The sequence below is a fragment of the Limnohabitans sp. genome, assembly GCF_030158565.1.
GTDB lineage: Bacteria > Pseudomonadota > Gammaproteobacteria > Burkholderiales > Burkholderiaceae_C > Limnohabitans_A.
The window spans coordinates 1-25,887 of the sequence record NZ_JAOASQ010000074.1; the positions used below are offsets into that span (position 1 = coordinate 1).

The following is a 25,887-nucleotide window of genomic DNA, read 5'->3' on the forward strand; positions in this document are numbered from 1 at the left end:
TCATGACCTCCAATTTGGGCTCGCACCTGATCCAGGCCATGGTGGGGCAGCCCGCTGAGGACATCAAGGACGCTGTCTGGGACGAGTTGAAGTCGCATTTCCGTCCCGAGTTCCTCAACCGCATCGACGAGACCGTGGTCTTCCATGGACTGGACGCACAGCACATCGCATCGATCGCCAGCATCCAACTGCAAGCTTTGCGCGATCGCTTGGCCCGCATGGACCTGAGCCTGGATGTCAGCGCTGCAGCTTTGTCCGAGTTGGCCAAGGTGGGTTTTGATCCGGTGTTTGGTGCCCGGCCGCTCAAGCGCGCGATCCAGCAGCGGCTGGAAAATCCTTTGTCGCGTTTGTTGCTGGAAGGGCGTTTTCCGCCCAAGAGCACCATCGAGGTCTCGGTGGACCCTGTGCAAAACCCGGGCCATTTCGATTTCAAGGTGATCGAAGCGACCGTTTGATGGCGCAGCGTCCCTGAGGGGCATGGTGGCGACACCATGCCCCTTTTTTCATGGCTAAACTGCAGCTTTTGCAGCGTGCCAAGCCCTCATGTTCTTGGAGCCGCCCGTTGCGAGCAGGAAAGAACAGACGTTTATGCAACTGGCCTCATCGGGTCCTGAGCCCACAGTTTCCTTGCAAAGTGACGCCAAAGTGATGGGGCTGGTCGGTCTGGCCCATGCCAGCTCGCACTTTTCGCATCTCTTGCTGCCCTTGATGTTTCCCGTCTTCATTCGGGACTTCGGCTGGTCTTATTCCGAGCTGGGCTTGCTCAGCACCTTGTTTTTTGTAGTCTCCGGCGTGGGCCAAGCTTCAGCGGGTTTTGTGGTCGACCGCATGGGTGCGCGTCCTGTCTTGTTCTGCTCCATGGTCTTGTTCACCTTGGCTTGTCTGTTGGCGTCGGTGGCCGAGGGCTATGCAGCCCTCATGGCGGTGGCCGTGCTGGCAGGTCTGGGCAACGCACCTTTTCACCCTGTGGACTTCACGATCTTGAACCAACGGGTGTCGACCCCGCGCTTGGGCTATGCCTTCAGTGTGCATGGCTTGAGCGGCAATCTGGGCTGGGCTGTCGCCCCTGTGTTTTTCACGGTCACGGGCGCTCTGTGGGGATGGCGTCAGGCCTTTGTGGCGGCCGCTGGCCTGTATGCCTTGGTGTTGTTGATGCTGGTGCTGAACCGTGCTGCGCTCAAGACCGAGCCCTCTGCACGTGCGCAAGGTGGTGCAGGCGTGACAAATGATTTGGCGTTCATGCGCTTGCCCGTGGTGTGGTGGTGCTTCGCCTTCTTTTTGTTGTCCACGGTCACCTTGGCGGTGGTGCAGAATTTTTCCGTGCCCATCCTCAAAGCCTTGCAAGGCGTGAGTTTGGAACTGGCCTCGATGACGCTGACCGCCTACATGCTGTGCGGCGCTGTGGGCATGCTGATCGGTGGTTTTGTGGCGGCGCGCTGGCCGCGCTGGAGCGATCGCGTGGTGGCCGCCTGCATGGCGGGTGCCGCGGTGTTGATGGCCTTGTGTGCCAGTGGCTTGTTTGGTCAGATGGGCACCTTGTGGGTTTTGGCCGCCACAGGTTTTGCCATTGGTGTGGGGGGGCCAAGCCGCGATTTGATGATCAAGAAGGCGACGCCTAAAGGCGCCACTGGGCGGGTCTATGGCTTGGTTTACTCAGGTCTGGATGTGGGCTTTGCTTTGTCGCCCCTATTTTTCGGTGCGCTCATGGACCGCGCGCTCTACCAAGCGACCTTGCTGGGGGCTGCTTTGGTGCTCTTGTTCAGCGTTGTGGCCGCTTTGGGGGTGGGCAAGCGCACAGCAGTGCCCGCTTGAGCACTTAACGCTTGGGCGACAGACGCCAGGCAGGCGCTTGGGCAAAATCAGCGCATGACACAAAAAATCGCTGGCCATCTTCTTGTTGAATGCCTCTTGGCCCAAGGCGTTACCCATGCTTTTGGCGTACCGGGTGAAAGCTACCTGGCGGTGCTGGATGGCTTCCATCTGCACCGCGACAAGATCCGTTTTGTCATCTGCCGCCAAGAGGGCGGTGCGGCCTACATGGCCGAAGCGCAAGGCAAGTTGACCGGCCGTCCCGGGGTCTGTTTCGTCACCCGGGGCCCAGGTGCGACCAACGCCTCGATTGGCGTGCACACGGCTTTTCAGGACTCCACCCCGATGGTGCTTTTTGTTGGCGATGTGGCCAGCGACACGCGCGACCGCGAGGCTTTTCAGGAAATGGATTACACCCATTTTTTTGGCCCCTCGACCAAAGGCATGGCCAAGCGCGTCGAGCGCATCGATGATCCCGAACGTTTGCCTGAGTACGTGGCACGGGCTTTTGCCACGGCCATGAATGGCCGTCCCGGCCCCGTGGTGCTGGTCTTGCCCGAGGACATGCTGACCCAGGCGGTTGAGCATGCTCAAGCCTTGCCACGTGTCGAGCCCGTTCAGGCCTGGAGTGATCCGGGTGCATTGCGCAGTTTGAGAGACATGCTCCTGAGTGCGCAAAAACCATTGGTCATTTGTGGCGGAGGAGGGTGGACTGTGCAGGCTGCGCAAGCCCTGCAGCGTTTTGCCGAGAATTGGCAATTGCCCGTGGCCAACGCGTTCCGCTTCCAGGACACCTTTGACAACCACCACCCTTTGTACGCGGGGGATGTCGGCATCGGCATCAATCCTGCCCTGGCGGCTCGCGTTCGGGACTCGGATTTGATCCTGGCCATTGGCCCGCGTCTGGGTGAGATGACCACGGGTGGCTACACCTTGCTCAAAGCCCCCAAGACGCTGCAAAAGTTGGTGCACATCCACGGCAGTGCCGAAGAGTTGAATCGGGTGTATCAAGCCGATCTGGCCATCCTCTCCACGATGAATGCAGCAGCCAGAAGCCTTGAAGTGCTGACGGCGCCCACCGATTTGCCTTGGGGCGACTGGACGCGCTCAGCGAATGCCGATTACCTGGCCAATCTTGTGCCGCAGGCATTGCCGGGCGATATCGATATGCCCGCCATCGTCGCGACCTTGAAAAAACACCTGCCCGAAGATGCTGTGCTGACCAATGGCGCAGGCAACTTTGCCAGTTGGATGCACCGGTTCTTTCAACACAACGGTTTGGTCAAAGGCCACAAGACCCAACTGGCACCGACTGTGGGGGCCATGGGTTATGGCGTGCCAGCAGGCATTGCCGCCAATTTGTTGACAGGCCGGTTGGCCTTCACCATTGCGGGCGATGGCGATTTCCTGATGAACGGCCAGGAGCTGGCCACTGCGGTCCAGCATGGGGGCAAAAGCATCATCTTGTTGTTGAACAACGGGATGTACGGCACGATCCGCATGCATCAGGAGCGGGAGTATCCAACCCATGTGACGGGCTCACAACTGAGCAATCCTGATTTTGTGATGTTGGCCCAAGCCTATGGCTATGCTGCAACGCGCATTCGCAAAACGCAAGAGTTCGAGGCAGCCTTGCTTGATGCGCTGCAAAGACCGCAAGGCACCTTGATTGAGGTGATGCTCGATCCGGAGGTGATCACCACCCGAGGCACGCTGAGCGCCATCACCCAATCGGCCTTGGCCAAGCGCAAGGTGTGACGTCATGTCTGCAGCGCTGCTGCAGGCATAAAAAAACCCGCTTAACGCGGGTTTTTTTATGGGCTCACCAGAATCACTTCAGGTGCTTGCCGATCAAGCCAGCCATTTCGAACATGGTGACTTGGGCTTTGCCAAACACAGCCTTGAGCTTGTCGTCGGCGTTGATGGCGCGGCGGTTGGTCGCGTCTTGCAAGTTGTGCTTTTTGATGTAAACCCACATCTTGCTCACGACTTCGGTGCGTGGCAGGGGAGTGGCACCCACCACGGCGGCCAATGCGGCGCTGGGGGTCAATGCTTTCATGAACGCAGCGTTGGGGGTGCGTTTTTTAGCAGGAGCTTTGGCCGCTACTTTTTTAGCGGGTGCTGCAGCTTTTGGTGCTGGAGCGGCTTTCTTGGCCGGTGCTGCTTTTTTAGCGGGAGCAGCTTTTTTTGCCGGGGTTTTTTTCGCAGTTGCCATGGTTAAGTTCCTTTGATCGGAAGTTGGTTCGCCGCTGAGAAACGATGCGTTTTCAGCTGAATGCATGCTACTGGAGAAATCTTCACTTTCCAAGCGGAAATATCAATTTTTGCTAGGGGTTGTTGCTGATTTGTCTTGCTTGCTCCACATTTCAAGATCTTTTGCCCCCGCATGGTGCGTATGGCCTGTGTAAGTGCGCTGATTTCCACTCGCGTCTTTTTCAAGGACACCTCTATGCCCCAAACATCGGCCATCTCTTTTTCTACGTGTGATTTCTGCGATGCCAACAAAAGGAATGACAGCGGAGACTTTCGCGTCATACCCACCGTGTTCCAAAACTACGGCGCTCGTCATCAGTTCGCTGGCCCAGTTTTGACGGTCAAGTGTTACGAGGACAACAGCCATGTCAAGCAGGCAGTGGAGACCGAAGGGCGCGGCCGTGTGCTGGTGGTCGATGGCGGTGCCTCAGTCCGCCGTGCTTTGTTGGGAGGCAACCTGGCCGCTTCGGCGCAACGCAATGGCTGGGCGGGGATTGTCATTGATGGCTGTGCGAGAGACGCCGCAGAACTTGCGGTGCTGGACATGGGCATTCGCGCTCTTGCCCTGAACCCCATGCCCACTGATCGCGCCGGACAAGGACAGACCGGCTTGACCATTCACATTCAAGGCGTGCAAGTCAACTCCGGCGATTGGCTGTATGCCGATCAAGATGGCATCGTCATCAGCACCACAGCCTTGCATCTTGTTTCATGATGCACATCGATGCTTTCATAATTTGAAATTTTCAAATGTTGCAACGCGTCATTTTTTCTCAATATGGGAAATGTAATTTTGCATTGAGAAATTTATTCTTTAAGCTGTTGATTTCAAACAAATAAAAATAACTCTTGTATAAGACATAAGAATGAAAATAAGTCTTGTACAAGAGTTAAGATTTGTCCAACGACGAAGCAGAATCCGCTGCCCACATCGCCCGATTTCAACTTGACTTCAGGAGTTCTCCATGCCCGCTAACCTCAATCAACAACTGAGCCGTGAACAGCAAATCGCTGCCCTCGAAAAAGACTGGGCGACCAACCCACGTTGGAAAGGCGTCAAGCGCGGCTACTCCGCAGCTGACGTCGTTCGTCTGCGTGGCAGCATGCCCATTGAGCACACCTTGGCCAAGCGCGGTGCAGAAAAGCTCTGGGAAAAAATCAACGGCGGTGCCAAAAAAGGTTACGTCAATGCCTTCGGCGCCATCAGTGCTGGCCAGGCCATGCAACAAGCCAAAGCAGGTCTGGAAGCTGTGTACCTGTCGGGCTGGCAAGTCGCTGCCGACGGCAACACTTCTGAAACCATGTACCCCGACCAGTCGCTGTACGCCTACGACTCGGTGCCCACCATGGTGCGTCGCATCAACAACACGTTCAAGCGCGCTGACGAAATCCAGTGGGGCCGCGGCATCGAGCCAGGTTCCAAGGACTTCATCGACTACTTCCTGCCCATCGTGGCCGATGCTGAAGCTGGTTTCGGTGGTGTGTTGAACGCTTTCGAACTGATGAAGAACATGATCGCTTCGGGCGCTGCTGGCGTGCACTTCGAAGACCAATTGGCAGCCGTGAAGAAATGCGGTCACATGGGCGGCAAAGTGTTGGTCCCAACACAAGAAGCCTGCGAGAAGTTGATCTCCGCACGTTTCGCTGCCGACGTCATGGGCGTGTCCACCATCGTGTTGGCCCGTACCGATGCCGAAGCCGCCAACTTGATCACTTCTGACCACGACGCCAACGACAAGCCATTCCTGACAGGCGAGCGCACACAAGAAGGTTTCTACCGCGTCAAAAACGGTTTGGAACAAGCCATCAGCCGCGGTGTGGCATACGCTCCCTATGCTGACTTGGTGTGGTGCGAAACAGGCGTGCCAGACATTGGCTTTGCCCGTGAATTCGCGCAAGCCGTGCATGCCGCTTGCCCAGGCAAGCTGCTGTCGTACAACTGCTCGCCATCGTTCAACTGGAAGAAAAACCTCAACGACAGCCAGATCGCTTCCTTCCAGGACGACCTGTCGGCACTGGGCTACAAGTACCAGTTCATCACACTGGCCGGTATCCACATCAACTGGTTCAACACCTTCCAGTTCGCCCACGCCTACGCCCGCGGCGAAGGCATGAAGCACTACACCGAAATGGTGCAAGAGCCTGAATTCGCAGCACGCGACAAGGGTTACACCTTCGTGTCGCACCAGCAAGAAGTCGGTGCAGGTTACTTCGACGATGTGACCACCGTGATCCAGGGCGGTTCGTCCTCGGTGAAGGCCTTGACCGGTTCGACCGAAGAAGAGCAGTTCCACTGATCTGTCGGTCCTGCACCTGAACGGGTGCGGTGATCCCGAGCCATCCGATGCGAATGCATTTGATGGCTTTTTTTATGGATTTAGGAGCCTAATCTGCGTAGTCGATGCCGGCATGACGTTTCGTGGTTGCCCTTTACTCTGAATATCAGTCCAGAATTACGAACCAATGTCCGTTCAAGGCTAATTCTGTTGAAAAACTCGCGTAGAAGCGCTGAGCAAGTTGGCGCAGCTGATGTTTTTTGAGAATGCAGACGCCATCTCCGGCGGCAAATCCGCCTTCGTGCCACCTCAAGCGGCCATCAATCCCGCTTTTCCGCTGATTGGCATCAACCACTTGGCCATTCTTCTCAAGTTTTGCGCCGTTGCGGCCAATATGAACTCGTCTTGTGCACCGGCCAAGCCCCGCAGGCGTAGCCGGTCCAGCTTGAGAATTCTCTTGAGGTGAGCAAACAGCATTTCAATCTTTTTGCGTTGTTTGCCAGACTGCTTGAACGCATCAGTTCGTGCAATCTGTCGAGCCACCTCCCGCGCCCCCTCATGAATGCTGCGTGCGATCTTGCGATGCGGCGTGTTTGGGCAACACTCCGACTTACGTGAACAGGCAGTGCAGTCATGCTGGCTTGCCCGATACACAACGGTGTCTGCTTGTGTCACATGATTGCGTGGAGTTTTGAAGGGACGCCAGTTGGATTTCAAGGGGTGACCTTCTGGGCATGTGTATTGATTGGCCTCTTCATTCCAATCGAAATCTGCAATAGAGAGGGTTTCATCTTTGCGCTGTGTCTTGTCCCACACACGTACGTGGGGCGCAATGTGTTTTTCGTTGACCATCCAGTCAAGCATCGATGCAGTGCCGTAGGCAGTATCTCCAACCAGGCGATTGGGCTTGATATCAAAGCGGTCTTCAACCCTTTGCATCATGGTCTTGGTTGACTCCACCTCTTGTGTTCGATGGGCCTGTGTGGCTTCAACATCCATGATGATGCCCGCGCTCAAGTCAATCAGATAGTTGGTGGAATACGCAAAGAAAGCCGGACCGCCTGGAGCGGCGGTGTATCTGGCTTGAGGATCTGATAAAGATATCGTCCTAGAGGGAACAATGGCAGTCGCATCTTCTCCAATCGGATTGGCTTCATCCAATGCGGCCAGGTAGTCGCGTACGGCACGGCTCGGGTTATCCCCTCCTGGCCAAGTTTTGGGCTCCTCGGGTGTCGTTACGTTGGCTCGATTGGCGTCGGCCTTGATGACGCTGGCGTCCACAGCAAACCCCTCACCCCCAACCAGCCCCTCCGTCATGCATCGGCGCAAAACGCTCTCGAAGACGTGACGGAATGTCTCGCTCTCACGGAAGCGTCCGTGACGGTTCTTCGAGAAGGTGGAGTGATTGGGAATTTTGTCTTCCAGGCCCAACTGGCAAAACCATCGATAGGCAAGGTTGAGATGGAGCTCCTCGCACAGTCTGCGCTCGGAGCGAATGCCAAAGCAATATCCAATGATCAGCATCCGAATCATCAACTCGGGATCAACGGAGGGGCGACCTGTGTGGCTGTAAAACGGTGCCAAATGTTGGCGCAACGTACTGAGGTCAAGGAACCGATTTATCCCTCGCAGCAAATGATCACGCGGGATGTGCTCCTCCAGATTGAATTCGTAGAAGAGCTGATCTGGGTTCGCCGTTTGACCCATCATGGCTTGCACCTCCGTCTGGGCCGAAGCATACGCAAGCCACAGGTCAATTTCTAAAAAATCGGGAGTTTTTCAACAGAATTGGCCGGTAGCAGACAGCCATCGCTGTAAGCCGATGTCTCTTACCGCTGCAAACCAGGCATTGCTTGTTCGGGCCGATTTACAGCAATAGATCAAACGTGCACGCTTATTCAATCCCTTGTCTAGAGCGTCCGTAGTGGGTTCCATAAATTTTTTCAGAGTAGTTTTATGAAATAATTACATAAAAATAAGTCAAATATGTGGACTGAATATGATGGCTAAAAAATTTTTCTCATGTGTTGTGGTGTGCGCTGGCTTGGTGTCTTTTGACAGCCTTTTAGCGCAGACAATCAATACTGATTGCTGGAATGATGGGTATGGCAATGTGCGCTGTACAAGTCGAGGTCAAGAAGTGCCGGGCGCAGCTTCAGTTGATCCGTTCGCTTTCCAGAGGGGAATGGATCAAGCAGAAAATATGAGACGACAAACAGAGATGCACAACATGCAGATGGAAATCATGCGTCGTCAACTTGAGTCGACAAAGCCTGCTAGACCCACGCCCGAACAGCGACCGAATCCACAGCTGGGTGTGTTCACTTCTCGAGAGCAAAAAGATGTTCAAGCAGTTTGTAGCTACAAGCCTGTAGCTTGGGCGAATTTTTCAATTAAAGGAAACGTGTACTCGCACTTTGAGGTTCCTGTAACCAAAGATGCGAAATGTGCAAGCCGAGTCCAGGTGGGGTTGGATGGCTCATTCAGGATGTACTCTGAATGAAGATGCATTAGGTGCTCCTTTCACCTATTTCTAAAGAAGCTGGCGAGGGCGCGTAAAATCTACCTTCAGCGTTTAGACATCTCTTTCAAGCGCGGCCTTTGCCGCGCTTTTTTACTTGCAAACTCATGGTTCAGATTACTCTTCCCGACGGTTCATTGCGTGAATTTCCCGGCCCGGTGACCGTGGCTGAGGTGGCCGCCTCCATTGGGGCAGGCTTGGCCAAAGCGGCTTTGGGCGGCAAGGTCAATGGCCAGCTGGTGGACACCAGTTTCAGCATGGCCGCCAATGCGCAGCTGGCCATCGTGACCGCCAAAGACCCTGAAGGTCTGGAGCTGATCCGCCATTCGACTGCGCACTTGCTGGCTTATGCCGTCAAGGACTTGTTCCCCGAGGCGCAGGTGACGATCGGTCCAGTGATCGAGAATGGCTTTTATTACGATTTTTCGTACAGCCGTCCCTTCACGCCAGAAGACTTGGTGGCCATTGAAAAGCGCATGACCGAGCTGGCCAACAAAGACGAAGCCGTGGTGCGCCGTGTCTTGCCTCGTGACGAGGCGGTGGCTTATTTCAAGAGTCTGGGTGAGCATTACAAAGCCGAGATCATCGCCAGCATCCCGGCTGATCAGGATGTCAGTCTGTACCGCGAAGGTAATTTTGAAGACTTGTGCCGTGGCCCTCACGTGCCCAGCACCGGCAAGCTCAAGCACTTCAAGCTGATGAAGGTGGCAGGTGCTTATTGGCGCGGCGACAGCAAGAACGAGATGCTTCAGCGGGTTTACGGAACGGCCTGGGCCAGTAAGGACGACTTGCAGCAGTACCTGACGCGCCTGGAAGAGGCCGAAAAGCGTGACCATCGCAAGCTCGGCCGCGAGCTCGACCTGTTCCACATCGACGAGCACGCGCCGGGTCTGGTGTTCTGGCACCCCAAGGGCTGGACTGTCTGGCAAACCATCGAGCAGTACATGCGTCAGGTGTACCGCGACAACGGTTATCAAGAAGTCAAGGGTCCACAGATCATCGACAAGAGCCTGTGGGAAAAAACCGGACACTGGGACAAGTACCGCGACAACATGTTCACGACCGAGTCGGAAAAGCGCGATTACGCCCTCAAGCCGATGAACTGTCCGGGCCACATCCTGATCTTCAAGCAGGGCATCAAGAGCTACCGCGACCTGCCGCTGCGCTACGGTGAATTTGGCCAATGCCACCGCAACGAGCCCTCGGGTGGCTTGCACGGCATCATGCGCGTGCGTGGCTTCACGCAGGACGATGGCCACATCTTCTGTACCGAAGACCAGATCCTGCCCGAGTGCGACACCTTCACCAAGGTGCTCAAGAAGGTTTATGCCGACTTTGGCTTTACGGACATCCTCTACAAGGTCTCGACCCGTCCTGCGGCGCGCATTGGCTCGGACGAGTTGTGGGACAAGGCCGAAAAAGCCTTGATGGACAGCTTGCGTGCTTCGGGCTGCGATTTTGTGATCTCTGAAGGCGATGGCGCGTTCTACGGTCCCAAGATCGAATACACCCTGAAAGACGCCATTGGCCGTGAGTGGCAATGCGGCACCATCCAGGTGGACTTCAACCTGTCCGAACGTCTGGATGCCGAATACGTGGCCGAAGATGGTTCGCGCCAGCGTCCCGTGATCTTGCACCGTGCCATCGTGGGCAGCATGGAGCGTTTCATCGGTATTTTGATCGAGCAGCACGCCGGTGCTCTGCCCACCTGGCTCGCGCCCCTGCAGGTGTCTGTGCTGAACATCACCGACGCGCAGGCCGATTACTGTCGCGAAATCGCTGCAAAACTGCAAAAATCAGTGTCAAATCAAGGCCTTAGGGTCGATTTGGACCTGCGTAACGAGAAAATCACGTATAAAATACGCGAGCATTCGTTGCAAAAGCTGCCTTACATCCTTGTCGCTGGCGACAAAGAGAAGGCAGCAGGTACCGTCGCAGTGCGCGCCCGAGGCAACAAAGACCTCGGTGTGATGTCGATCGATGCGTTCATTGAACTCATTGCTGCCGACATCGCTTCTAAAGCCTGAAGGTGAGTTTCGCCACAAGCTTTGGCCCGCGGGCACAAAGATGGATGCGCTGCATGTCGCAGTTTTGTTCCGTAAAGGATTGAGTCATCGCTACCGAATTTCGTGATCGTCGCCAACGCGAAGAACGTAAACACCGTTTGAACCGTGAAATCATGGCCCCTGAGGTCCGTGTTTCCGGCCCTGAAAACGAGCCATTGGGTATTTTGTCTCTGGCAGAAGCCCTGCGCATGGCAGGTGAGCTGGATGTGGACTTGGTTGAAATCGCCGCCACGGCCAACCCGCCCGTTTGTCGTTTGATGGACTATGGCAAGTTCAAGTACCAAGAGCAAAAGCGTGCGGCGGAAGCCAAAGCCAAGCAAACGGTCATTGACATCAAAGAAGTTAAATTCCGTCCGGGCACCGATGATGGTGACTACAACATCAAGATGCGCAACATCCGCCGCTTTTTGGCGGATGGTGACAAATGCAAGATCACTTTGCGTTTCCGCGGTCGTGAGATCACCCACCAAGAGTTGGGGATGGCCTTGTTGAACCGGATTCGCGACGAGTTGGCCGATCTGATCATCGTCGAGCAGTTTCCCAAGCTCGAAGGTCGTCAGATGATCATGATGATCGCGCCAGGTCGCAAAAAGCCAGCAGGCAAGGCAGACGCTGCCGCCCCTGCAGAATCGGCTTGAAGAAGAATTTGACCGGCTCTCGGGCTGGTCGAGTCTGAAACCACCTTCGGGTGGTTTTTGTAAAAGTGGCTCGGGGCCATCAAGGCTGCAAAGTTTTTGCAGACGCCTCACGAGCACAAATAAAGGAGCATTGATATGCCCAAGATGAAGACCAAAAGCAGTGCTAAAAAGCGCTTCCGTGTTCGTCCAGGTGGTACCGTTAAACGCGGTCAAGCCTTCAAACGTCACATTCTGACCAAGAAGACCACCAAGAACAAACGCCACCTCCGCGGTGCAGTGTCTGTTCACGAGACCAATATGGGTCACATGGCACAGATGCTGCCCATGGCTGGCCTGTAATCACTGACGAACAAGGAGAAAAACTATGCCTCGCGTTAAACGTGGTGTAACGGCACGCGCCCGTCACAAGAAAGTTCTGGCCCTTGCAAAAGGTTTCCGCGGTCGCCGCGGCAATGTCTTCCGCATCGCCAAACAGGCGGTGATGAAGGCTGGCCAATACGCCTACCGTGACCGCCGCACCAAAAAGCGTGTGTTCCGTCAGTTGTGGATTGCCCGTATCAACGCCGCTGCGCGTGAATGCGGTCTGACCTACAGCCAGTTCGCCAACGGCCTGAAGAAGGCTGCCATCGAAATCGACCGTAAGATGCTGGCGGACATCGCCGTGCACGACAAGGCCGCTTTTGCTGGCATCGTGAACCAAGTCAAAGCCAAACTGGCCGCAGCTTGATTTCATGAGCGACATGGACTTTTGTCCATGCTTCGCGCACTCGATCAAAGGGATTGAGGCTCACAAAAGCTTCAATCCCTTTTTTATTTTTGTCATCTACCGAATTCCCACCATGAACGAGCTGGACACCCTGGTCGAATCCGCCCGCCAGAGTTTTGTGCAGGCACTGACACCTGCTGATCTCGAAAACGCCAAAGCCCAATACTTGGGCAAAGCCGGTCGCATCACCGAGCTGATGAAGGGCATGGCGGCGCTGAGCGTGGAAGACAAGAAAACCCGCGGTGCCGCCATCAACATCGCCAAGCAGGCGATCGAGGCTGCTTTGAACGATCGCCGTCAAGCGCTGGCCGATGCCGAACTGCAAGCACAACTCAAGGCCGAAGCCTTGGATGTGACACTGCCGGGCCGCAGCGCCAACGTGGGTGGTTTGCACCCCGTCTCGCTCACCCTCGAGCGGGTCGAAAACATTTTTGGCTCGATGGGCTTCGAAGTCGCCCAGGGCCCTGAGATCGAGACCGACTGGTTCAACTTCACTGCGCTCAACACGCCCGAAGACCACCCAGCCCGATCCATGCACGACACTTTCTATGTGGAAGGCGGTCATTTGCTGCGCACGCACACCAGCCCCATGCAAATCCGCCATGCGGTGCAGCACGTCAAGCGCTACCGCAACCAAATTGATGCTGGTCAGGCCATGCCCGAGATCCGCGTCATCGCGCCGGGCCGCACCTACCGCGTGGACAGCGACGCCACCCATTCACCCATGTTCCACCAGTGCGAAGGCCTGTGGATTGGCGAGAACGTGAGCTTCAAAGACCTCAAAGTCGTGGTCACCGATTTCTGCCGCACCTTCTTCGAAAGCGATGACCTGGTGCTGCGCTTTCGCCCCAGCTTCTTTCCCTTCACCGAACCCAGCGCTGAGATCGATATCCAGTTCCAAAACGGTCCGCTGGCAGGGCGTTGGCTCGAAGTGGGAGGCTCTGGCCAGGTACACCCGAACGTGGTGCGCAACATGGGCCTGGACCCCGAGCGCTTCATTGGCTTTGCCTTTGGCATGGGCATGGACCGTTTCACCATGCTGCGCTATGGCGTGAACGACCTGCGCCTGTTCTTTGACGGCGATGTGCGCTTCCTGAGCCAGTTCCAGTAATTCCCTCCCAAGTCCGATACACGAGACACGAGTCATGCAATTTCCCGAATCCTGGTTGCGCGAGTTCTGCAACCCGTCCCTGACGACCCAGCAACTGGCCGACACCTTGACCATGGCTGGCCTCGAAGTGGAAGAGCTCGAGCCTGTCGCTCCACCCTTCACAAAAATTGTGATCGGTGAAATCAAGGAAGCCGTGCAACACCCCAACGCCGACCGCTTGCGCGTGTGCCAGGTAGACGTGGGGCAGGGCGCTTTGCTCAACATCGTGTGCGGCGCACCGAACGCCCGCGTGGGCATTCGCATTCCGTGCGCCATGGTTGGCGCCGAGTTGCCGCCCGGTGAAGACGGCAAGCCCTTTGTGATCAAGGTCGGCAAGCTGCGCGGCGTGGAAAGCCAGGGCATGCTGTGCTCGGCCAAAGAGCTGAAGATCGCCGATGACCACGGCGGCCTGCTGGAGTTGCCCGCAGACGCGCCTCTGGGGCAGGACATTCGCCAGTACCTGAATCTGGACGACACCCTGTTCACCATCAAGTTGACGCCCAATCTGGCCCATTGCTTGAGCGTGTACGGCATTGCCCGCGAGGTGTCGGCTTTGACCGGTGCGCCTTTGAAGGCCCCATCTTTCCCCGCTGTGGCGACTCAAATCCAGGACAAAGTGGCGGTGCACGTGCAAGCCACCGACCTGTGCGGGCGCTTCAGTGGCCGTGTGGTCAAGGGCGTGAACACGAAGGCGCAAACCCCGCAGTGGATGGTGGACCGCCTGGCCCGTTGCGGTCAGCGCAGTGTGAGCCCGCTGGTGGACATCTCCAACTATGTGATGTTCGAGTTTGGCCGACCTTCGCACATTTTTGACCTTGACAAGATCCACGGCGGCCTGCAGGTGCGCTGGGGTCAGGCGGGCGAATCGCTCAAGCTGCTCAACGGCAACACGGTGACGGTTGACGGGCAGGTCGGTGTGATCGCCGACGACAGCCAAGTCGAATCGCTCGCCGGCATCATGGGTGGTGACGCCACCGCTGTGTCCGACGACACGCAAAACATCTACATCGAAGCCGCCTTCTGGTGGCCCACGGCCATCGCGGGCCGTTCACGCCGCTTCAACTTCTCGACCGATGCCGGTCACCGCTTCGAGCGTGGTGTGGACCCGCAGTTGACGGTGGAACACATCGAGCGCATCACCCAACTGGTGCTGGACATTTGCGGCACCCCTGAAACCAAGGTCGGCCCCATCGACGACGAGATTCTGAACATTCCTGCGATCAAGCCCGTCACGCTGCGCGTGGCCCGTGCGGTCAAGGTGATTGGCATGCCTTTGACCCAGCAGCAGTGTGCCGATGCCCTGCGCGGCTTGGGCTTGCAAGTGACGGAAGGCGAGGGCACCGTCACCGTGACGCCGCCCAGCTTCCGCTTTGACCTGCAGATCGAAGAAGACCTGATCGAAGAAGTCGCCCGCATGGTGGGCTACAACAACTTGCCGACGACTCCGCCACTGGCCCCCATCACCGCCAAGGTGCGCCGCGAGACCGAGCGCAGCCCGTCTGCCGTGCGCCGTGCCATTGCGGCCCTGGGTTACCAGGAAACCATCAACTACAGCTTTGTAGAAGAGTCTTGGGAAAAAGACTTGGCAGGCAATGCCAACCCGATTCGCCTGCTCAATCCGATCGCCAGCCAGATGAGCGTGATGCGCTCCAGCCTGATCGGCTCCTTGCTGCAAGTGGTCAAGTTCAACGCCGACCGCAAGGCCGACCGCGTACGAGTGTTCGAGCTGGGCCGTGTCTTCTTGCGCAATGCGTCGGTGCAAAACAGCGACAGCACCGTGGAAGGTTTTGACCAGCCCATGCGTGTGTCGGGTATCGCTTGGGGCCCTGTGGAGCCTTTGGGCTGGCAGGGCAAGGCCCGTAACGTTGATTTTTACGACGTCAAGGCCGATGTGGAAAAACTGCTGGCCCCTCGCCACGCTGAATTTTTCGCGTCAGAGCATCCCGCTTTGCACCCCGGCCGCGCTGCCCAGGTGCTGCTGGATGGCTTGGTGATTGGCCATGTGGGCGAGTTGCATCCGCGCTGGCGTCAAGCTTGGGAGCTGACCAGCGCGCCGGTGGTTTTTGAGTTGTCGCTGGACGCGGTCATTGCCCGCGAAGTGCCTGTGGCCGAAGGTGTCGCGAAGCACCAGCCGGTGGAGCGTGACATCGCGGTGATCGTGGCCGAATCGGTCACACACGGGCAGCTGATGCAGGCCATTCACGCCGCGCCGACCGATGGTTTGTTGCAAAGTGCGGTGCTCTTCGACATCTACCGGCCCAAAGCCGACGCCACCGGTGGCAGCTTGGCCGTGGGTGAAAAGAGTTTGGCTGTGCGCCTGACTTTGGGGACAGTCGACGCCACGTTGACCGATGCCCAGATCGATGCCACCATGAACGCGGTGCTGGCCCACCTGGGCAGCCAAGTGTCTGCTCGTTTGCGCGCTTAACAGGGCTTTGTGATGGAAATCTCAGTCGAAAGTCTCGAAACCCCGGCACTGACCAAAGCGCATCTGACCGATTTGTTGTTTGAACAGATCGGTTTGAACAAGCGCGAGTCCAAAGACATGGTCGATGCCTTCTTTGATTTGATGATCGACAGCTTGATCAAGGGCGAGGATGTGAAGATTTCCGGTTTTGGGAATTTTCAGATCCGCACCAAAGCGGCCCGTCCAGGGCGCAATCCCCGCACTGGCGAATTGATTCCGATTGATGCACGTCGTGTCGCCACCTTCCATGCCAGCCATAAACTCAAGGCTTTGATTCAGGGCGAGACCGACGAAGACGGCACCATGGACATGGTGGGCAGCTGACGCGGACTTCTGAATCATTCAGGAGGACCTCATGCTTTTCAAATTCAAATCCGCTGCCGCCAGTGACCTGATCATGCTGGAGGCCGATGCCCGCAAATTGCTGAAGATCATGCTGGGCGATGATCCCGTGCAGGGCATCATGCTGGCCGATACCCTTGCTGCGCGCATTCAGACATTGGAAACTGCCGTGGCGCAAGACGAAGCCTTGCGCAAACGCCTTGCGGAGCAAGTTGCATCGAGTGCTGGCGACGCAGATGAGGAAGATGTTCCGCTGGATGCCGTTCGTTTGTCGCAAAGGGCCACGCCCATGCTCAAACTCTTGCAGCGCAGCCTGGCAGAAAACTCAGACGTGGTTTGGGGCGTTTAAGGCGGCTTCAAGCCCGGCCTCAAGGCCATCAGCGTGCAAATGCTTGACCACCCAATTGGTAGCCCGCCTTGATTTGCCGTTTGGCAAACCAGCCCACATTCATTTCCAGAACAAAACGCACCGGTTTGGTGGAGCAGTGCGAATCATCGCTTTGGGGCTTCATGTCGGCCAGGTTCACGATGGTGCCATCGTCGGCAACAAAGGCTGCCGTCAGAGGAATCAGGGTGTTGCGCATCCAGAAGCATTGGGTGGCCGCTTGCTCAAAGACAAACAACATGCCTTCGTGCTGAGGCATGTCCTTGCGGAACATCAGGCCGATCTGACGTTGCTCGGGTGTCTGGGCCAGTTGAACGTCCAGCATGTGCATGCCTGCCGTCAGCTTGGTGCGCGGCAACTGCATTTGCGGGCCGGTCTGTGCCGCAGCCAAGGTGCTCGCCAACGCCAGCAAAGGTCCAGCAGCCCAGCGCATGGACAGGGGGCAAATGCGGGAAATCAAGCGACAAGTCATTGAAAAAATCCATCCAAACAGGTTGCACAACCGTGTGAGGATAACGTCTGCACAGGCGCATCTTCGGTGCAGACGGTCAAAAAGCCCGCGAAGGACTGTTCAGGTCACAGAACCGGGGGATTCATCTGCAGTGGGTGGTGGTGATGCAGAAGCATCTTCCGTCAGTATGTTGGCTGCCATCAAGCCTTTGGCTCCTTCTGCCAATTCGAAGGTGACGCGTGCGCCTTCTTTGAGGCTTTTGTACCCCTCGGCCTGGATGGCCGAAAAGTGGGCAAAAGCATCCGGGCCACCGCCATCGGGCTGGATGAAGCCGAATCCTTTGGCATCGTTGAACCATTTGACCGTACCGCTGGGCATGGCTTGTCTCCGTTTTTGTTTGCACCAGTTTGAGGCGCGCCTGTTATTTTTGTCAATGTGAGGTTTTCCCCGAGTCAACCCGCTGCATTCAAGACTTTTCGGGCCTTGGGCCTCAAGGGCTTGAAAGCGCCGATAGAATGAAATCATGGCCACGAAAAAACCACAGAACCCGACGCTGCCACCGGCAACGCCCCGCACCACAGACGGTGGCGACTCGGTGGTGCTGGAGCGTCGCGCCCAGAAGATCCAGCCGCCCCAGATGTTCCAGGTGGCGATGCTCAACGACGATTACACCCCGATGGAGTTCGTGGTGATGGTGATCCAGGAGTTCTTTGGGAAAGACCGCGAGGCGGCCACCCAGATCATGCTCAAGATCCATTTGGATGGCAAAGGCGTTTGCGGTGTGTATTCCCGCGACGTGGCCGCCACCAAAGTTGATCAAGTGCTCGATGCCGCCAAGCAGGGGGGGCACCCCTTGCAATGCATCAGCGAACCCATTGAATAGTGGGCAGTACGCCCCACATGCACAGAATCTCTCAGCAAGGCAAAAAGGAAATCACATGATTGCCCAGGAATTGGAAGTCAGCTTGCACATGGCCTTTGTCGAGGCCCGTCAGCAGCGCCACGAGTTCATCACGGTCGAGCACTTGTTGCTCGCCTTGCTGGACAACCCCAGCGCCGCCGAGGTGTTGCGTGCTTGCGCCGCCAACATCGATGATTTGCGCACCGCCTTGACCAACTTCATCAAGGACAACACCCCGCAAGTGGCAGGCACCGAAGAGGTGGACACCCAGCCCACCTTGGGTTTTCAGCGCGTCATCCAGCGCGCCATCATGCATGTGCAGTCCACCGGCAATGGCAAAAAGGAAGTCACCGGCGCCAATGTGCTGGTGGCCATTTTTGGCGAGAAGGACTCCCATGCCGTGTATTACCTGCACCAGCAGGGCATCACACGCCTGGACGTGGTCAACTTCATCGCCCATGGCATCCGCAAAAGCGATCCGCCTGAAGCGGCCAAATCTGCAGAAGCACCGTCCAATTCGGAGTCTGAGGAGTCCTCGGGTGGCGAGCGCAACGAAAAAGCCTCGCCCCTGGAGCAGTACACCAACAACCTGAACCAGGCCGCCAAGGAAGGCAAGATCGATCCGCTGATCGGCCGCGAGTACGAAGTCGAGCGCACCATCCAGATCCTGTGCCGCCGCCGCAAGAACAACCCCCTTTTGGTGGGCGAGGCCGGTGTGGGCAAGACCGCGATTGCCGAGGGCTTGGCCTGGCGCATCACGCAAGGCAGCGTGCCCGAAATTTTGGCTGAGGCCACCGTGTATTCGCTGGACATGGGCGCACTGCTGGCGGGCACCAAATACCGGGGCGACTTTGAGCAGCGCTTGAAAGGCGTGCTCAAAGCACTCAAGGACAAACCCAACGGTATCCTCTTCATCGACGAAATCCACACCCTGATCGGTGCGGGTGCGGCCTCTGGCGGCACGCTGGATGCGTCCAACCTGCTCAAGCCTGCGCTGTCCAGCGGTCAGCTCAAATGCATCGGTGCGACCACTTTCACCGAATACCGGGGCATCTTCGAGAAAGACGCGGCCTTGAGCCGCCGCTTCCAGAAAGTGGACGTGGTCGAGCCTTCGGTGTCCGAGACCGTGGACATCCTCAAAGGTCTCAAGAGCCGCTTTGAAGACCACCACAGCGTCAAATACACGATCGCCGCTTTGCAGGCTGCGGCTGAGTTGTCGGCCAAATTCATCAACGACCGCCAACTGCCCGACAAGGCGATTGATGTGATCGATGAAGCCGGTGCCGCCCAGCGCATTCAAATCGCGTCCAAGCGCAAGAAAACCATTGGCAAGGCCGAGATCGAAGACATCGTGGCCAAGATCGCGCGCATCCCGCCGGCCAATGTGTCCAATGACGACCGCAGCAAGCTGCAAAGCATCGAGCGTGACCTCAAGTCGGTGGTGTTCGGCCAGGACAAGGCCCTTGAAGTGCTGTCGTCTGCCGTCAAGATGGCCCGCTCGGGCTTGGGCAAGACCGACAAGCCGATTGGCTCTTTCCTGTTCTCGGGCCCCACCGGTGTGGGCAAGACCGAGGCGGCCAAGCAACTGGCCTACATCCTGGGCATCGAGCTGATCCGCTTTGACATGTCCGAATACATGGAGCGCCATGCGGTCAGCCGCCTGATCGGTGCGCCCCCAGGCTACGTGGGCTTTGACCAGGGCGGTTTGTTGACCGAAGCTGTGACCAAGAAGCCGCACTGCGTGCTCTTGCTCGACGAGATCGAAAAGGCGCATCCGGACATCTTCAACGTGCTGCTGCAGGTCATGGACCACGGCACCTTGACCGACAACAACGGGCGCAAGGCCGACTTCCGCAACGTGATCATCATCATGACCACCAACGCGGGCGCCGAGACCATGAACAAAGCCACCATCGGCTTCACCAACCCCCGTGTGGCGGGCGACGAAATGGGTGACATCAAGCGCCTGTTCACCCCTGAGTTCCGCAACCGTCTGGACGCCATTGTCAGCTTCCGTCCGCTGGATGAGCAAATCATTTTGCGCGTGGTGGACAAGTTCCTGCTGCAACTGGAGCAGCAGCTGGGCGAGAAGAAGGTGGAGGTCACCTTCACCGACAGCCTGCGCAAGTTCCTGGGCAAGAAGGGCTTTGACCCGCTCATGGGCGCACGCCCCATGCAGCGCCTGATCCAGGACACCATCCGCAAGGCATTGGCTGACGAATTGCTGTTTGGTCGCTTGACCGAAGGTGGCCGACTCACGGTGGACATCAACGACAAGGACGAAGTGCAGTTGGACATCACGCCCTTGCCCAAGAAGGAAGGCCGTGCCAGCAAGGCAGAACCGGCCGAGCCTGAACAAGAAGCCGCAGCCTGAACGACGGCTATTTTCTTTGAAACGCCGGGCTCGCCCGGCGTTTTTCATGGCGGGACGCCGCCATGCGTCGCCAGTGTGCGCGGTGGGCGATGGCCCTCAACCCATAATCGGTTTCATCCTGGTTTTGTGGAAGTGACATGCACCATCAAACATGCGACTTTGCTGAAGAAATTCAGGTTTTGGCCGCAGCCTTGCAGCCGATGCGCGATGCACAGTGGACTGAGCCCACCCAGTTCAAGCAATGGACGCCGGAGCACATTCTGCGGCATTTGCACTGCTGGAACGAGGCCGCAGACTGGGCCGTGCATTCGCCCAAGACCTTTCAGGAACGATTGGCCAGCAGCCGCGAGCACACACGGCAGGGGGGCAATATGCGCGAGTTTGAGCGCCAGATGGTCGATGTCAGCGGGCACGCCTTGCTGGAGCGCTGGCAAGCCTTCGCGTTGGACATGGCTGAGCGCTGGCAAGTGCTTGACGCGAGGCAAAGGGTGGACTGGGCCGGCCCCCCCATGTCGGTCCGCTCCTCCCTGACCGCGCGTCAGATGGAGACTTGGGCCCATGGTCAGGCCATTTTTGACATGTTGGGGCAGGACCGGCCTGAGACGGCACGGCTTCGCAACATCGTGGTGTTGGGGGTGAACACTTTTGCATGGAGCCACAAGGTCAGAGGTTGGGACGTGCCAGACCCGATGCCGCGCATGGAATTGACGGGCCCTTCAGGAGAGCCATGGTCTTTTGGGGAGACGGGCGAATCCGGCTTGGTGCACGGCAGCGCCAAGGACTTTGCGCAGGTGGTCACACAAACGCGCCATTTGCTGGACACCGAGCTTCGGGTTGAAGGCGAGGTGGCCCGGCGGTGGCTGCTGAACGCCCAATGCTTTGCTGGCGCAGCAGAGCCACCACCGTCGCCCGGTGTGCGGCACAAGGCACTTCCCTCTGCGCTTGTGGACTGATTTTTTCCGCCAATTCGAATGACGGGAAATGTCATTGCGACGACATCGCCCTGGCAGGAACATGGGTGACAAATTCCTACAGGAGACAGACATGAGCCCCATGGTGCAACGTTTATTGACCGCCTGCTTGGCCTTGAGCGCCTTGCTGGGCAGTGCAAATGGTCAAGCGCAACAAACCGCCAGCTTCCCGAACAAGACCATCCGCATCGTGGTGCCCTACACCCCGGGTGGCACCACCGACATCATGGCGCGCAACATTGGGCTCAAGCTGACCGAATACTGGGGACAACCGGTCATCGTGGACAACCGGCCCGGCGCAGGAGGCTGGCTGGGATTGTCGTCCGTGGCCAAGGTGCCTGCCGACGGCTACACGCTGGTGTTGACCATCTCGAACGCCATCTACGCCAAATCACTCTACAGCAAGCTGCCCTTTGACATCGACACCGAGTTCGATCCGGTGTCCATGCTCACGCGTTCGACCATCGGACTGGCGGTGCCGGCCAACTTTCCGGCCAACACACTCGATGAATTCATTGCCCATGCACGCAAAACCCCCGGCAAGCTCAGTTACGGTTCGTTCGGGCAGGGGACCACGGCGCACATTTTTGGTGAGTCTCTGAACCTGGCGGCAAAGATTGACTTGGTGCATGCGGCCTACAAGGGTGCCGCGCCACTGACGCAGGACCTGCTGGGCGGACAGATCAGTGCGGCTTGGCTTGATGCGGCCTCGCTTGCCCCTTTGCTGCAGGCGGGCAAGATCAAGGTGCTGGCCATGACGGGCACCCAACGCACAACTTCGTTGCCGGCGGTGCCGACCTTTGCCGAACTTGGCCTCAAGGGTTTTGAGCCGGTGGGCTTCTTCTTGGTTCTGGCCCCGGCAGGCACGCCCAAGGACATTCTGGCCAAGGTGTCTGGCGGCATTGCCCGTGCCGTGAAAAGCAATGACCTGAGCACCAAATGGCGTGAACTGGGTCTGGAGGCCGTGGGCAGCACCCCTGAGGAGCTGGGCTCGGAAATGAAAACACTGGCCGAAACCATGGACCGTGCCATCAAGGCAGCCAAAATCAAGTTGGACAACTGAAGCGCGAAGCAGGTCATGACCGACGTGCTGCGCGAAGACCACGAGGCGTTCAGGGTTCAGGTTCGGCGCTTTGTCGAGCGCGAGATCGTGCCCCACCACATGGCATGGGAAGACGCAGGCCGCGTCCCGCTGAGCCTATGGCAAGCCGCAGGCCAGGCGGGCTTGCTCAACACCACGCTGCCTGATCCTTATGGTGGTGGCGGCGATTTTGGCCATGCGGCGGTCCTGATCGAAGAGCTGGCCCGGGTCAACGCCACGGGCGTGGGCTTCAGTTTGCACTCGGAAGTGGTGGCGCCTTACCTGTATGTGTATGGCAACGAATGGCAACGCCAGCGCTGGTTACCCGCCATGGCGCAAGGGCAAACCGTCGGTGCGATTGCCATGACCGAACCCGACGTGGGCAGCGACCTCAAGGCCATCCGCACCAAGGCGCGTCGTGAGGGTGAGCACTATGTGCTCAAGGGCCAGAAAACCTACATCTCCAATGGGCTCAATGCCGGGCTGGTGATCGTGGTGGCCAAAACGGATCCCGATAAAGGTGCTAAAGGGATTTCCTTGTTGGTGGTGGAGGAGGGCATGCCCGGCTTTGAGCGAGGACGCGCCCTGCGCAAAATCGGTCTGCGCGGGCAAGACACGGCCGAATTGTTTTTCGATGAGGTGCGTGTTCCGGTCAGCCACCTGCTGGGCGAAGAGAACCAGGGTTTTCGGTACCTGATCCACCAACTGGCCCAGGAGCGGCTCATCATCGCCATCCGCGCCGCAGCATCCATCGAGGCCTTTCTGGAACGCACAATTGCCTGGACGCGCGAGCGCAAGGTGTTTGGCCAGACGGTCTTTGATTATCAAAACACACGTTTTCGCCTGGCCGATGCCAAAGCCCAGTCGGTCATGCTCAGGACTTTTGTGGACGATTGCCTCGCACGTCACCTGCGCGGTGAACTCGATGCCGAGCGGGCCGCCATGGCCAAACTCAATGCCTCTGAAATGCAAAACCAGTTGCTCGATGAACTGCTCCAAATGCATGGTGGCACCGGCTTCATGGCCGATGGCGGCATTGGCAGCGCCTGGGTCGATGCCCGTGTGGCCCGAATTTATGGCGGCAGCAATGAAATCATGAAAGAGATCGTGGCGCGTGGCCTGTAGCCCCGCCCAAACGCTCAACCAAGGAAACCCCATGCAAGCACCTCTGTCCGGCGTCCGCATCCTTGACTTGTCTGCCGTGGTGTCTGGCCCCATGGCCACGGGCATCCTGGCCGATCAAGGCGCTGACGTCATCAAAGTCGAAACGCAAGGCGGTGACCTGACGCGCCGTGTCGGCCCGATCAAGGGGGACATGACTTCGCTGTTCGCCACCATCAACCGGGGCAAGCGCTCCATCGTGCTGGACCTCAAACAAGAAGCGGCTCGGACCATCTTGCGGGAGTTGGCCGAAAAAGCCGATGTGCTGGTGGAAAACTTTCGACCCGGCGCCATGCAGCGTTTGGGCTTTGGCTACGAGCAGGTCAAGGCCTGGAACCCGCGCATCGTTTACCTGTCCATCAGTGGCTTTGGCCAAACCGGTCCTTATTCGGGCTACCGTGTGTACGACCCGGTCATCCAGGCGGTGTCGGGCTTTGCCGATGCGCACCCAGACCCTGATACACAAGAGCCCCGTCTGTTGCAGACCCTGATGTGCGACAAGATCACCGCGCTCACAGCGGCTCAGGCCATCACAGCGGCGCTGCATGGTCGTCAGGCGAGCGGCGAGGGCTGCCGCATCGAGCTGTCCATGCTGGATGCTGGCTTGTCTTTCTTGTGGCCCGAAGCGCTCTACAACCACAGCCTGCTGGACAACCCGCCCGCACCCGTGCCGGAGTTTGGCGCTCGGCAAAAGCTTTGGCGCTGCAAGGACGGCTGGTTTGCCATGATCGCGCCGCAAGATGAAGAGTTTGCCGGCATCTGCCGTGTGTTTGGCAAGCCCGAGCTGATACAGGATCCGCGCTTTGCCAACATGCTGCTGCGAAGGGACAACATCGACGCTTGGCGTGCGGTCCTCGAACCCATCGCAGCCGAGCAACAGGTGCGGCCATTTGTCGATCGTCTGGCCGCAGAAGGCGTGCCGGTCGGGCATGTGAACTTCAAGGCCGATTTGGCCGATGACCCCCAGGTGAAGCACAACGAAAGCCTGATGGAGTCGGATTACCCGGGACTGGGCCGTGTGCGCGCCCCGCGTGCGGCGGCGCGCTTTGACCAGCAAGCCGCTGACCCTGATCGCCTGGCACCGCATTTGGGTGAACACACCCGCGCGATCCTGGCCGAGCTGGGCCATACGGTTGACGGGGTCGAGGCCTTGTTCGCGGCTGGGGCGGTGCGCTGAAAGGCCGATGGCCCGTTCTGTTCAGCGTCTGCGTTTACCGCCAGCGGACCCCATCAATCCCCCCAGCACGCCGCGCACGATCTCGCGGCCGATGGCCGAGCCGACGTTGCGCACAGCACTTTTCACCAGCAGTTGCGCCACGCCATCGTGTTGACCGCCGCGTGGGCCGGTGGAGCCAAAGATGAAGTCGGACACTGTATTCATGAGGCCTGATCCGCTTTCGGCTGGGGCTTCGGCTGCGCCCGTCGCGGCTGGGGCGCCATTCGCTGCAGGCGCACCTTTGAGTTTTTCGTAGGCCGATTCACGGTCTTGTGTGGCTTCATACACACCCGCCACCAGCGAATTTTTCAGCAAAGCCTGGCGCTGCTCGGGCGTGATGGGGCCGAGCTGGCTGGCCGGAGGCATGACGAACACACGCTCGGTCTCGGTGGGTCGGCCCTTGGCGTCCAGCAGGCTCACCAAGGCTTCGCCCACACCCAGTTCGGTGATGGCCGCTTCGATGTCCAGCCCCGCTTTGGGGCGCATGGTCTGGGCCGTGGCGGCTACGGCTTTTTGGTCGCGGGGGGTGAAGGCGCGCAGGGCGTGCTGCACCCGGTTGCCCAGCTGGCCCAGGATGCTGTCCGGGATGTCCAGCGGGTTTTGCGTCACGAAATACACCCCGACCCCTTTGGAGCGCACCAGACGCACCACCAGCTCGATGCGTTCGATCAAGGCAGCGGGTGCGTCTTTGAACAAGAGGTGCGCTTCGTCAAAGAAAAAGACCAGCTTGGGTTTCTCGGGGTCGCCAATTTCGGGCAAAACCTCAAACAGCTCAGAGAGCAGCCACAGCAAAAACGTTGCATACAAACGGGGCGAGTTCATCAGTTTGTCGGCGGCCAGGATGTTGACCACGCCCATGCCGTCGGCGGTTTGCATGAAGTCTTCGATGTTGAGCATGGGCTCGCCAAAGAACTGGTCACCGCCCTGGGTCTCGATTTGCAACAGGCCGCGCTGGATGGCGCCAATGCTGGCCGCGCTGATGTTGCCGTATTCGGTGGTGAAGTTCTTGGCGTTGTCGCCCACATGCTGCAGCATGGCCCGCAGGTCTTTCATGTCCAG

General features: G+C 58.1%; 24 protein-coding genes and 1 pseudogene. 20 read left to right on the plus strand and 5 right to left on the minus strand.

The genetic code is table 11. From position 1 onward, the window contains the following. The 3 genes and pseudogenes from Q1W40_RS14895 to Q1W40_RS14905 all read left to right on the plus strand — a co-directional run. Window positions 1-455: pseudogene (locus Q1W40_RS14895) on the plus strand (AAA family ATPase); the annotation flags it as partial. Between the two features lie 133 nt (window positions 456-588). Beyond that, window positions 589-1,812 carry an MFS transporter gene (locus Q1W40_RS14900; RefSeq protein WP_300713421.1) on the plus strand — a complete coding sequence of 408 codons (1,224 nt, stop codon included), beginning with the start codon at window positions 589-591 and terminating at the stop codon, window positions 1,810-1,812. Between the two features lie 54 nt (window positions 1,813-1,866). Next, window positions 1,867-3,567: a thiamine pyrophosphate-binding protein gene (locus Q1W40_RS14905; RefSeq protein ID WP_108322574.1), complete on the plus strand. Its 1,701-nt coding sequence runs from the start codon at window positions 1,867-1,869 to the stop codon at window positions 3,565-3,567. Window positions 3,568-3,640: 73 nt separating this feature from the next. On the opposite strand, the gene Q1W40_RS14910 is transcribed toward Q1W40_RS14905, so the two are convergent. Then, window positions 3,641-4,024, minus strand: coding sequence for an SWIB/MDM2 domain-containing protein (locus tag Q1W40_RS14910; RefSeq protein WP_108322575.1), 384 nt, complete (start codon window positions 4,022-4,024; stop codon window positions 3,641-3,643). Between the two features lie 234 nt (window positions 4,025-4,258). On the opposite strand from Q1W40_RS14910, the gene rraA reads away from it, so the two are divergent. Then, complete coding sequence (rraA, locus tag Q1W40_RS14915) at window positions 4,259-4,777, plus strand: ribonuclease E activity regulator RraA (protein WP_300713455.1); 519 nt, start codon at window positions 4,259-4,261, stop codon at window positions 4,775-4,777. Between the two features lie 250 nt (window positions 4,778-5,027). Next, entirely contained in the window at window positions 5,028-6,359 is a 1,332-nt protein-coding gene (gene aceA / locus Q1W40_RS14920) for an isocitrate lyase (protein WP_108322577.1), read from the plus strand. A 288-nt stretch (window positions 6,360-6,647) separates the two neighbouring features. Here aceA and Q1W40_RS14925 read toward each other — a convergent pair whose 3' ends face one another. Beyond that, window positions 6,648-8,048, minus strand: coding sequence for an IS1182 family transposase (locus Q1W40_RS14925; protein ID WP_300713425.1), 1,401 nt, complete (start codon window positions 8,046-8,048; stop codon window positions 6,648-6,650). Window positions 8,049-8,340: 292 nt separating this feature from the next. Between Q1W40_RS14925 and Q1W40_RS14930 the strand changes: the two genes are divergently transcribed. The 9 genes from Q1W40_RS14930 (at window position 8,341) to Q1W40_RS14970 (ending at window position 16,637) form a co-directional block, all read left to right on the plus strand. Further along, window positions 8,341-8,841 (plus strand): hypothetical protein, encoded by a 501-nt coding sequence (locus Q1W40_RS14930; RefSeq protein WP_300713426.1) that lies wholly within the window; start codon window positions 8,341-8,343, stop codon window positions 8,839-8,841. Between the two features lie 125 nt (window positions 8,842-8,966). Then, entirely contained in the window at window positions 8,967-10,886 is a 1,920-nt protein-coding gene (thrS, locus tag Q1W40_RS14935; RefSeq protein ID WP_300713428.1) for a threonine--tRNA ligase, read from the plus strand. 86 nt (window positions 10,887-10,972) lie between these two features. After that, a complete protein-coding gene (infC, locus tag Q1W40_RS14940) occupies window positions 10,973-11,563 on the plus strand; it encodes a translation initiation factor IF-3 (RefSeq protein ID WP_300713457.1) in 591 nt (196 codons plus the stop codon). Between the two features lie 135 nt (window positions 11,564-11,698). Beyond that, entirely contained in the window at window positions 11,699-11,902 is a 204-nt protein-coding gene (gene rpmI / locus Q1W40_RS14945) for a 50S ribosomal protein L35 (protein WP_108331276.1), read from the plus strand. 25 nt (window positions 11,903-11,927) lie between these two features. Beyond that, window positions 11,928-12,290 (plus strand): 50S ribosomal protein L20, encoded by a 363-nt coding sequence (gene rplT, locus Q1W40_RS14950; protein WP_026036460.1) that lies wholly within the window; start codon window positions 11,928-11,930, stop codon window positions 12,288-12,290. A gap of 112 nt (window positions 12,291-12,402) precedes the next feature. After that, window positions 12,403-13,440, plus strand: coding sequence for a phenylalanine--tRNA ligase subunit alpha (pheS, locus tag Q1W40_RS14955; RefSeq protein ID WP_300713432.1), 1,038 nt, complete (start codon window positions 12,403-12,405; stop codon window positions 13,438-13,440). A 34-nt stretch (window positions 13,441-13,474) separates the two neighbouring features. After that, entirely contained in the window at window positions 13,475-15,907 is a 2,433-nt protein-coding gene (pheT, locus tag Q1W40_RS14960; protein WP_300713434.1) for a phenylalanine--tRNA ligase subunit beta, read from the plus strand. A 12-nt stretch (window positions 15,908-15,919) separates the two neighbouring features. Next, on the plus strand, window positions 15,920-16,270 hold the full coding sequence (locus Q1W40_RS14965) for an integration host factor subunit alpha (protein ID WP_300713436.1): 351 nt from the start codon (window positions 15,920-15,922) through the stop codon (window positions 16,268-16,270). A 31-nt stretch (window positions 16,271-16,301) separates the two neighbouring features. Then, window positions 16,302-16,637 carry a DUF1840 domain-containing protein gene (locus Q1W40_RS14970; RefSeq protein WP_300713438.1) on the plus strand — a complete coding sequence of 112 codons (336 nt, stop codon included), beginning with the start codon at window positions 16,302-16,304 and terminating at the stop codon, window positions 16,635-16,637. 28 nt (window positions 16,638-16,665) lie between these two features. On the opposite strand, the gene Q1W40_RS14975 is transcribed toward Q1W40_RS14970, so the two are convergent. Both Q1W40_RS14975 and Q1W40_RS14980 read right to left on the minus strand, forming a co-directional pair. Next, entirely contained in the window at window positions 16,666-17,106 is a 441-nt protein-coding gene (locus tag Q1W40_RS14975) for a DUF192 domain-containing protein (RefSeq protein WP_300713459.1), read from the minus strand. 138 nt (window positions 17,107-17,244) lie between these two features. Beyond that, entirely contained in the window at window positions 17,245-17,649 is a 405-nt protein-coding gene (locus Q1W40_RS14980; protein ID WP_300713440.1) for a cold-shock protein, read from the minus strand. Here Q1W40_RS14980 and clpS point away from each other — a divergent pair. From clpS to Q1W40_RS15010, 6 genes are all read left to right on the plus strand, one after another. After that, on the plus strand, window positions 17,648-18,007 hold the full coding sequence (gene clpS, locus Q1W40_RS14985) for an ATP-dependent Clp protease adapter ClpS (RefSeq protein WP_300713441.1): 360 nt from the start codon (window positions 17,648-17,650) through the stop codon (window positions 18,005-18,007). The two genes, Q1W40_RS14980 and clpS, sit on opposite strands and share 2 nt — an antisense overlap. A gap of 55 nt (window positions 18,008-18,062) precedes the next feature. After that, window positions 18,063-20,399 carry an ATP-dependent Clp protease ATP-binding subunit ClpA gene (gene clpA / locus Q1W40_RS14990; protein WP_300713442.1) on the plus strand — a complete coding sequence of 779 codons (2,337 nt, stop codon included), beginning with the start codon at window positions 18,063-18,065 and terminating at the stop codon, window positions 20,397-20,399. A 137-nt stretch (window positions 20,400-20,536) separates the two neighbouring features. After that, window positions 20,537-21,352: a TIGR03084 family metal-binding protein gene (locus Q1W40_RS14995; protein WP_300713444.1), complete on the plus strand. Its 816-nt coding sequence runs from the start codon at window positions 20,537-20,539 to the stop codon at window positions 21,350-21,352. Between the two features lie 91 nt (window positions 21,353-21,443). After that, window positions 21,444-22,433: a tripartite tricarboxylate transporter substrate binding protein gene (locus tag Q1W40_RS15000; RefSeq protein WP_300713446.1), complete on the plus strand. Its 990-nt coding sequence runs from the start codon at window positions 21,444-21,446 to the stop codon at window positions 22,431-22,433. A gap of 15 nt (window positions 22,434-22,448) precedes the next feature. Further along, window positions 22,449-23,576 (plus strand): acyl-CoA dehydrogenase family protein, encoded by a 1,128-nt coding sequence (locus tag Q1W40_RS15005; RefSeq protein WP_300713448.1) that lies wholly within the window; start codon window positions 22,449-22,451, stop codon window positions 23,574-23,576. Between the two features lie 31 nt (window positions 23,577-23,607). After that, window positions 23,608-24,789 (plus strand): CoA transferase, encoded by a 1,182-nt coding sequence (locus tag Q1W40_RS15010; RefSeq protein ID WP_300713450.1) that lies wholly within the window; start codon window positions 23,608-23,610, stop codon window positions 24,787-24,789. Between the two features lie 21 nt (window positions 24,790-24,810). Here the strand turns inward: Q1W40_RS15010 and Q1W40_RS15015 are convergent. Further along, window positions 24,811-25,887, minus strand: a 1,077-nt coding sequence (locus tag Q1W40_RS15015) for a helicase HerA-like domain-containing protein (RefSeq protein ID WP_300713452.1), incomplete at its 5' end; no start/stop codon positions are given.

Bases quoted from the DNA above. Each gene is read 5' to 3' on its own strand.
- Q1W40_RS14900 (WP_300713421.1), top strand. From the start codon at position 589: ATGCAACTGGCCTCATCGGGTCCTGAGCCCACAGTTTCCTTGCAAAGT.
- Q1W40_RS14905 (WP_108322574.1), top strand. From the start codon at position 1,867: ATGACACAAAAAATCGCTGGCCATCTTCTTGTTGAATGCCTCTTGGCC.
- Q1W40_RS14910 (WP_108322575.1), bottom strand. From the start codon at position 4,024: ATGGCAACTGCGAAAAAAACCCCGGCAAAAAAAGCTGCTCCCGCTAAA.
- rraA (WP_300713455.1), top strand. From the start codon at position 4,259: ATGCCCCAAACATCGGCCATCTCTTTTTCTACGTGTGATTTCTGCGAT.
- aceA (WP_108322577.1), top strand. From the start codon at position 5,028: ATGCCCGCTAACCTCAATCAACAACTGAGCCGTGAACAGCAAATCGCT.
- Q1W40_RS14925 (WP_300713425.1), bottom strand. From the start codon at position 8,048: ATGATGGGTCAAACGGCGAACCCAGATCAGCTCTTCTACGAATTCAAT.
- Q1W40_RS14930 (WP_300713426.1), top strand. From the start codon at position 8,341: ATGGCTAAAAAATTTTTCTCATGTGTTGTGGTGTGCGCTGGCTTGGTG.
- thrS (WP_300713428.1), top strand. From the start codon at position 8,967: ATGGTTCAGATTACTCTTCCCGACGGTTCATTGCGTGAATTTCCCGGC.
- rpmI (WP_108331276.1), top strand. From the start codon at position 11,699: ATGCCCAAGATGAAGACCAAAAGCAGTGCTAAAAAGCGCTTCCGTGTT.
- rplT (WP_026036460.1), top strand. From the start codon at position 11,928: ATGCCTCGCGTTAAACGTGGTGTAACGGCACGCGCCCGTCACAAGAAA.
- pheS (WP_300713432.1), top strand. From the start codon at position 12,403: ATGAACGAGCTGGACACCCTGGTCGAATCCGCCCGCCAGAGTTTTGTG.
- pheT (WP_300713434.1), top strand. From the start codon at position 13,475: ATGCAATTTCCCGAATCCTGGTTGCGCGAGTTCTGCAACCCGTCCCTG.
- Q1W40_RS14965 (WP_300713436.1), top strand. From the start codon at position 15,920: ATGGAAATCTCAGTCGAAAGTCTCGAAACCCCGGCACTGACCAAAGCG.
- Q1W40_RS14970 (WP_300713438.1), top strand. From the start codon at position 16,302: ATGCTTTTCAAATTCAAATCCGCTGCCGCCAGTGACCTGATCATGCTG.
- Q1W40_RS14975 (WP_300713459.1), bottom strand. From the start codon at position 17,106: ATGCGCTGGGCTGCTGGACCTTTGCTGGCGTTGGCGAGCACCTTGGCT.
- clpS (WP_300713441.1), top strand. From the start codon at position 17,648: ATGGCCACGAAAAAACCACAGAACCCGACGCTGCCACCGGCAACGCCC.
- Q1W40_RS14980 (WP_300713440.1), bottom strand. From the start codon at position 17,649: ATGATTTCATTCTATCGGCGCTTTCAAGCCCTTGAGGCCCAAGGCCCG.
- clpA (WP_300713442.1), top strand. From the start codon at position 18,063: ATGATTGCCCAGGAATTGGAAGTCAGCTTGCACATGGCCTTTGTCGAG.
- Q1W40_RS14995 (WP_300713444.1), top strand. From the start codon at position 20,537: ATGCACCATCAAACATGCGACTTTGCTGAAGAAATTCAGGTTTTGGCC.
- Q1W40_RS15000 (WP_300713446.1), top strand. From the start codon at position 21,444: ATGAGCCCCATGGTGCAACGTTTATTGACCGCCTGCTTGGCCTTGAGC.
- Q1W40_RS15005 (WP_300713448.1), top strand. From the start codon at position 22,449: ATGACCGACGTGCTGCGCGAAGACCACGAGGCGTTCAGGGTTCAGGTT.
- Q1W40_RS15010 (WP_300713450.1), top strand. From the start codon at position 23,608: ATGCAAGCACCTCTGTCCGGCGTCCGCATCCTTGACTTGTCTGCCGTG.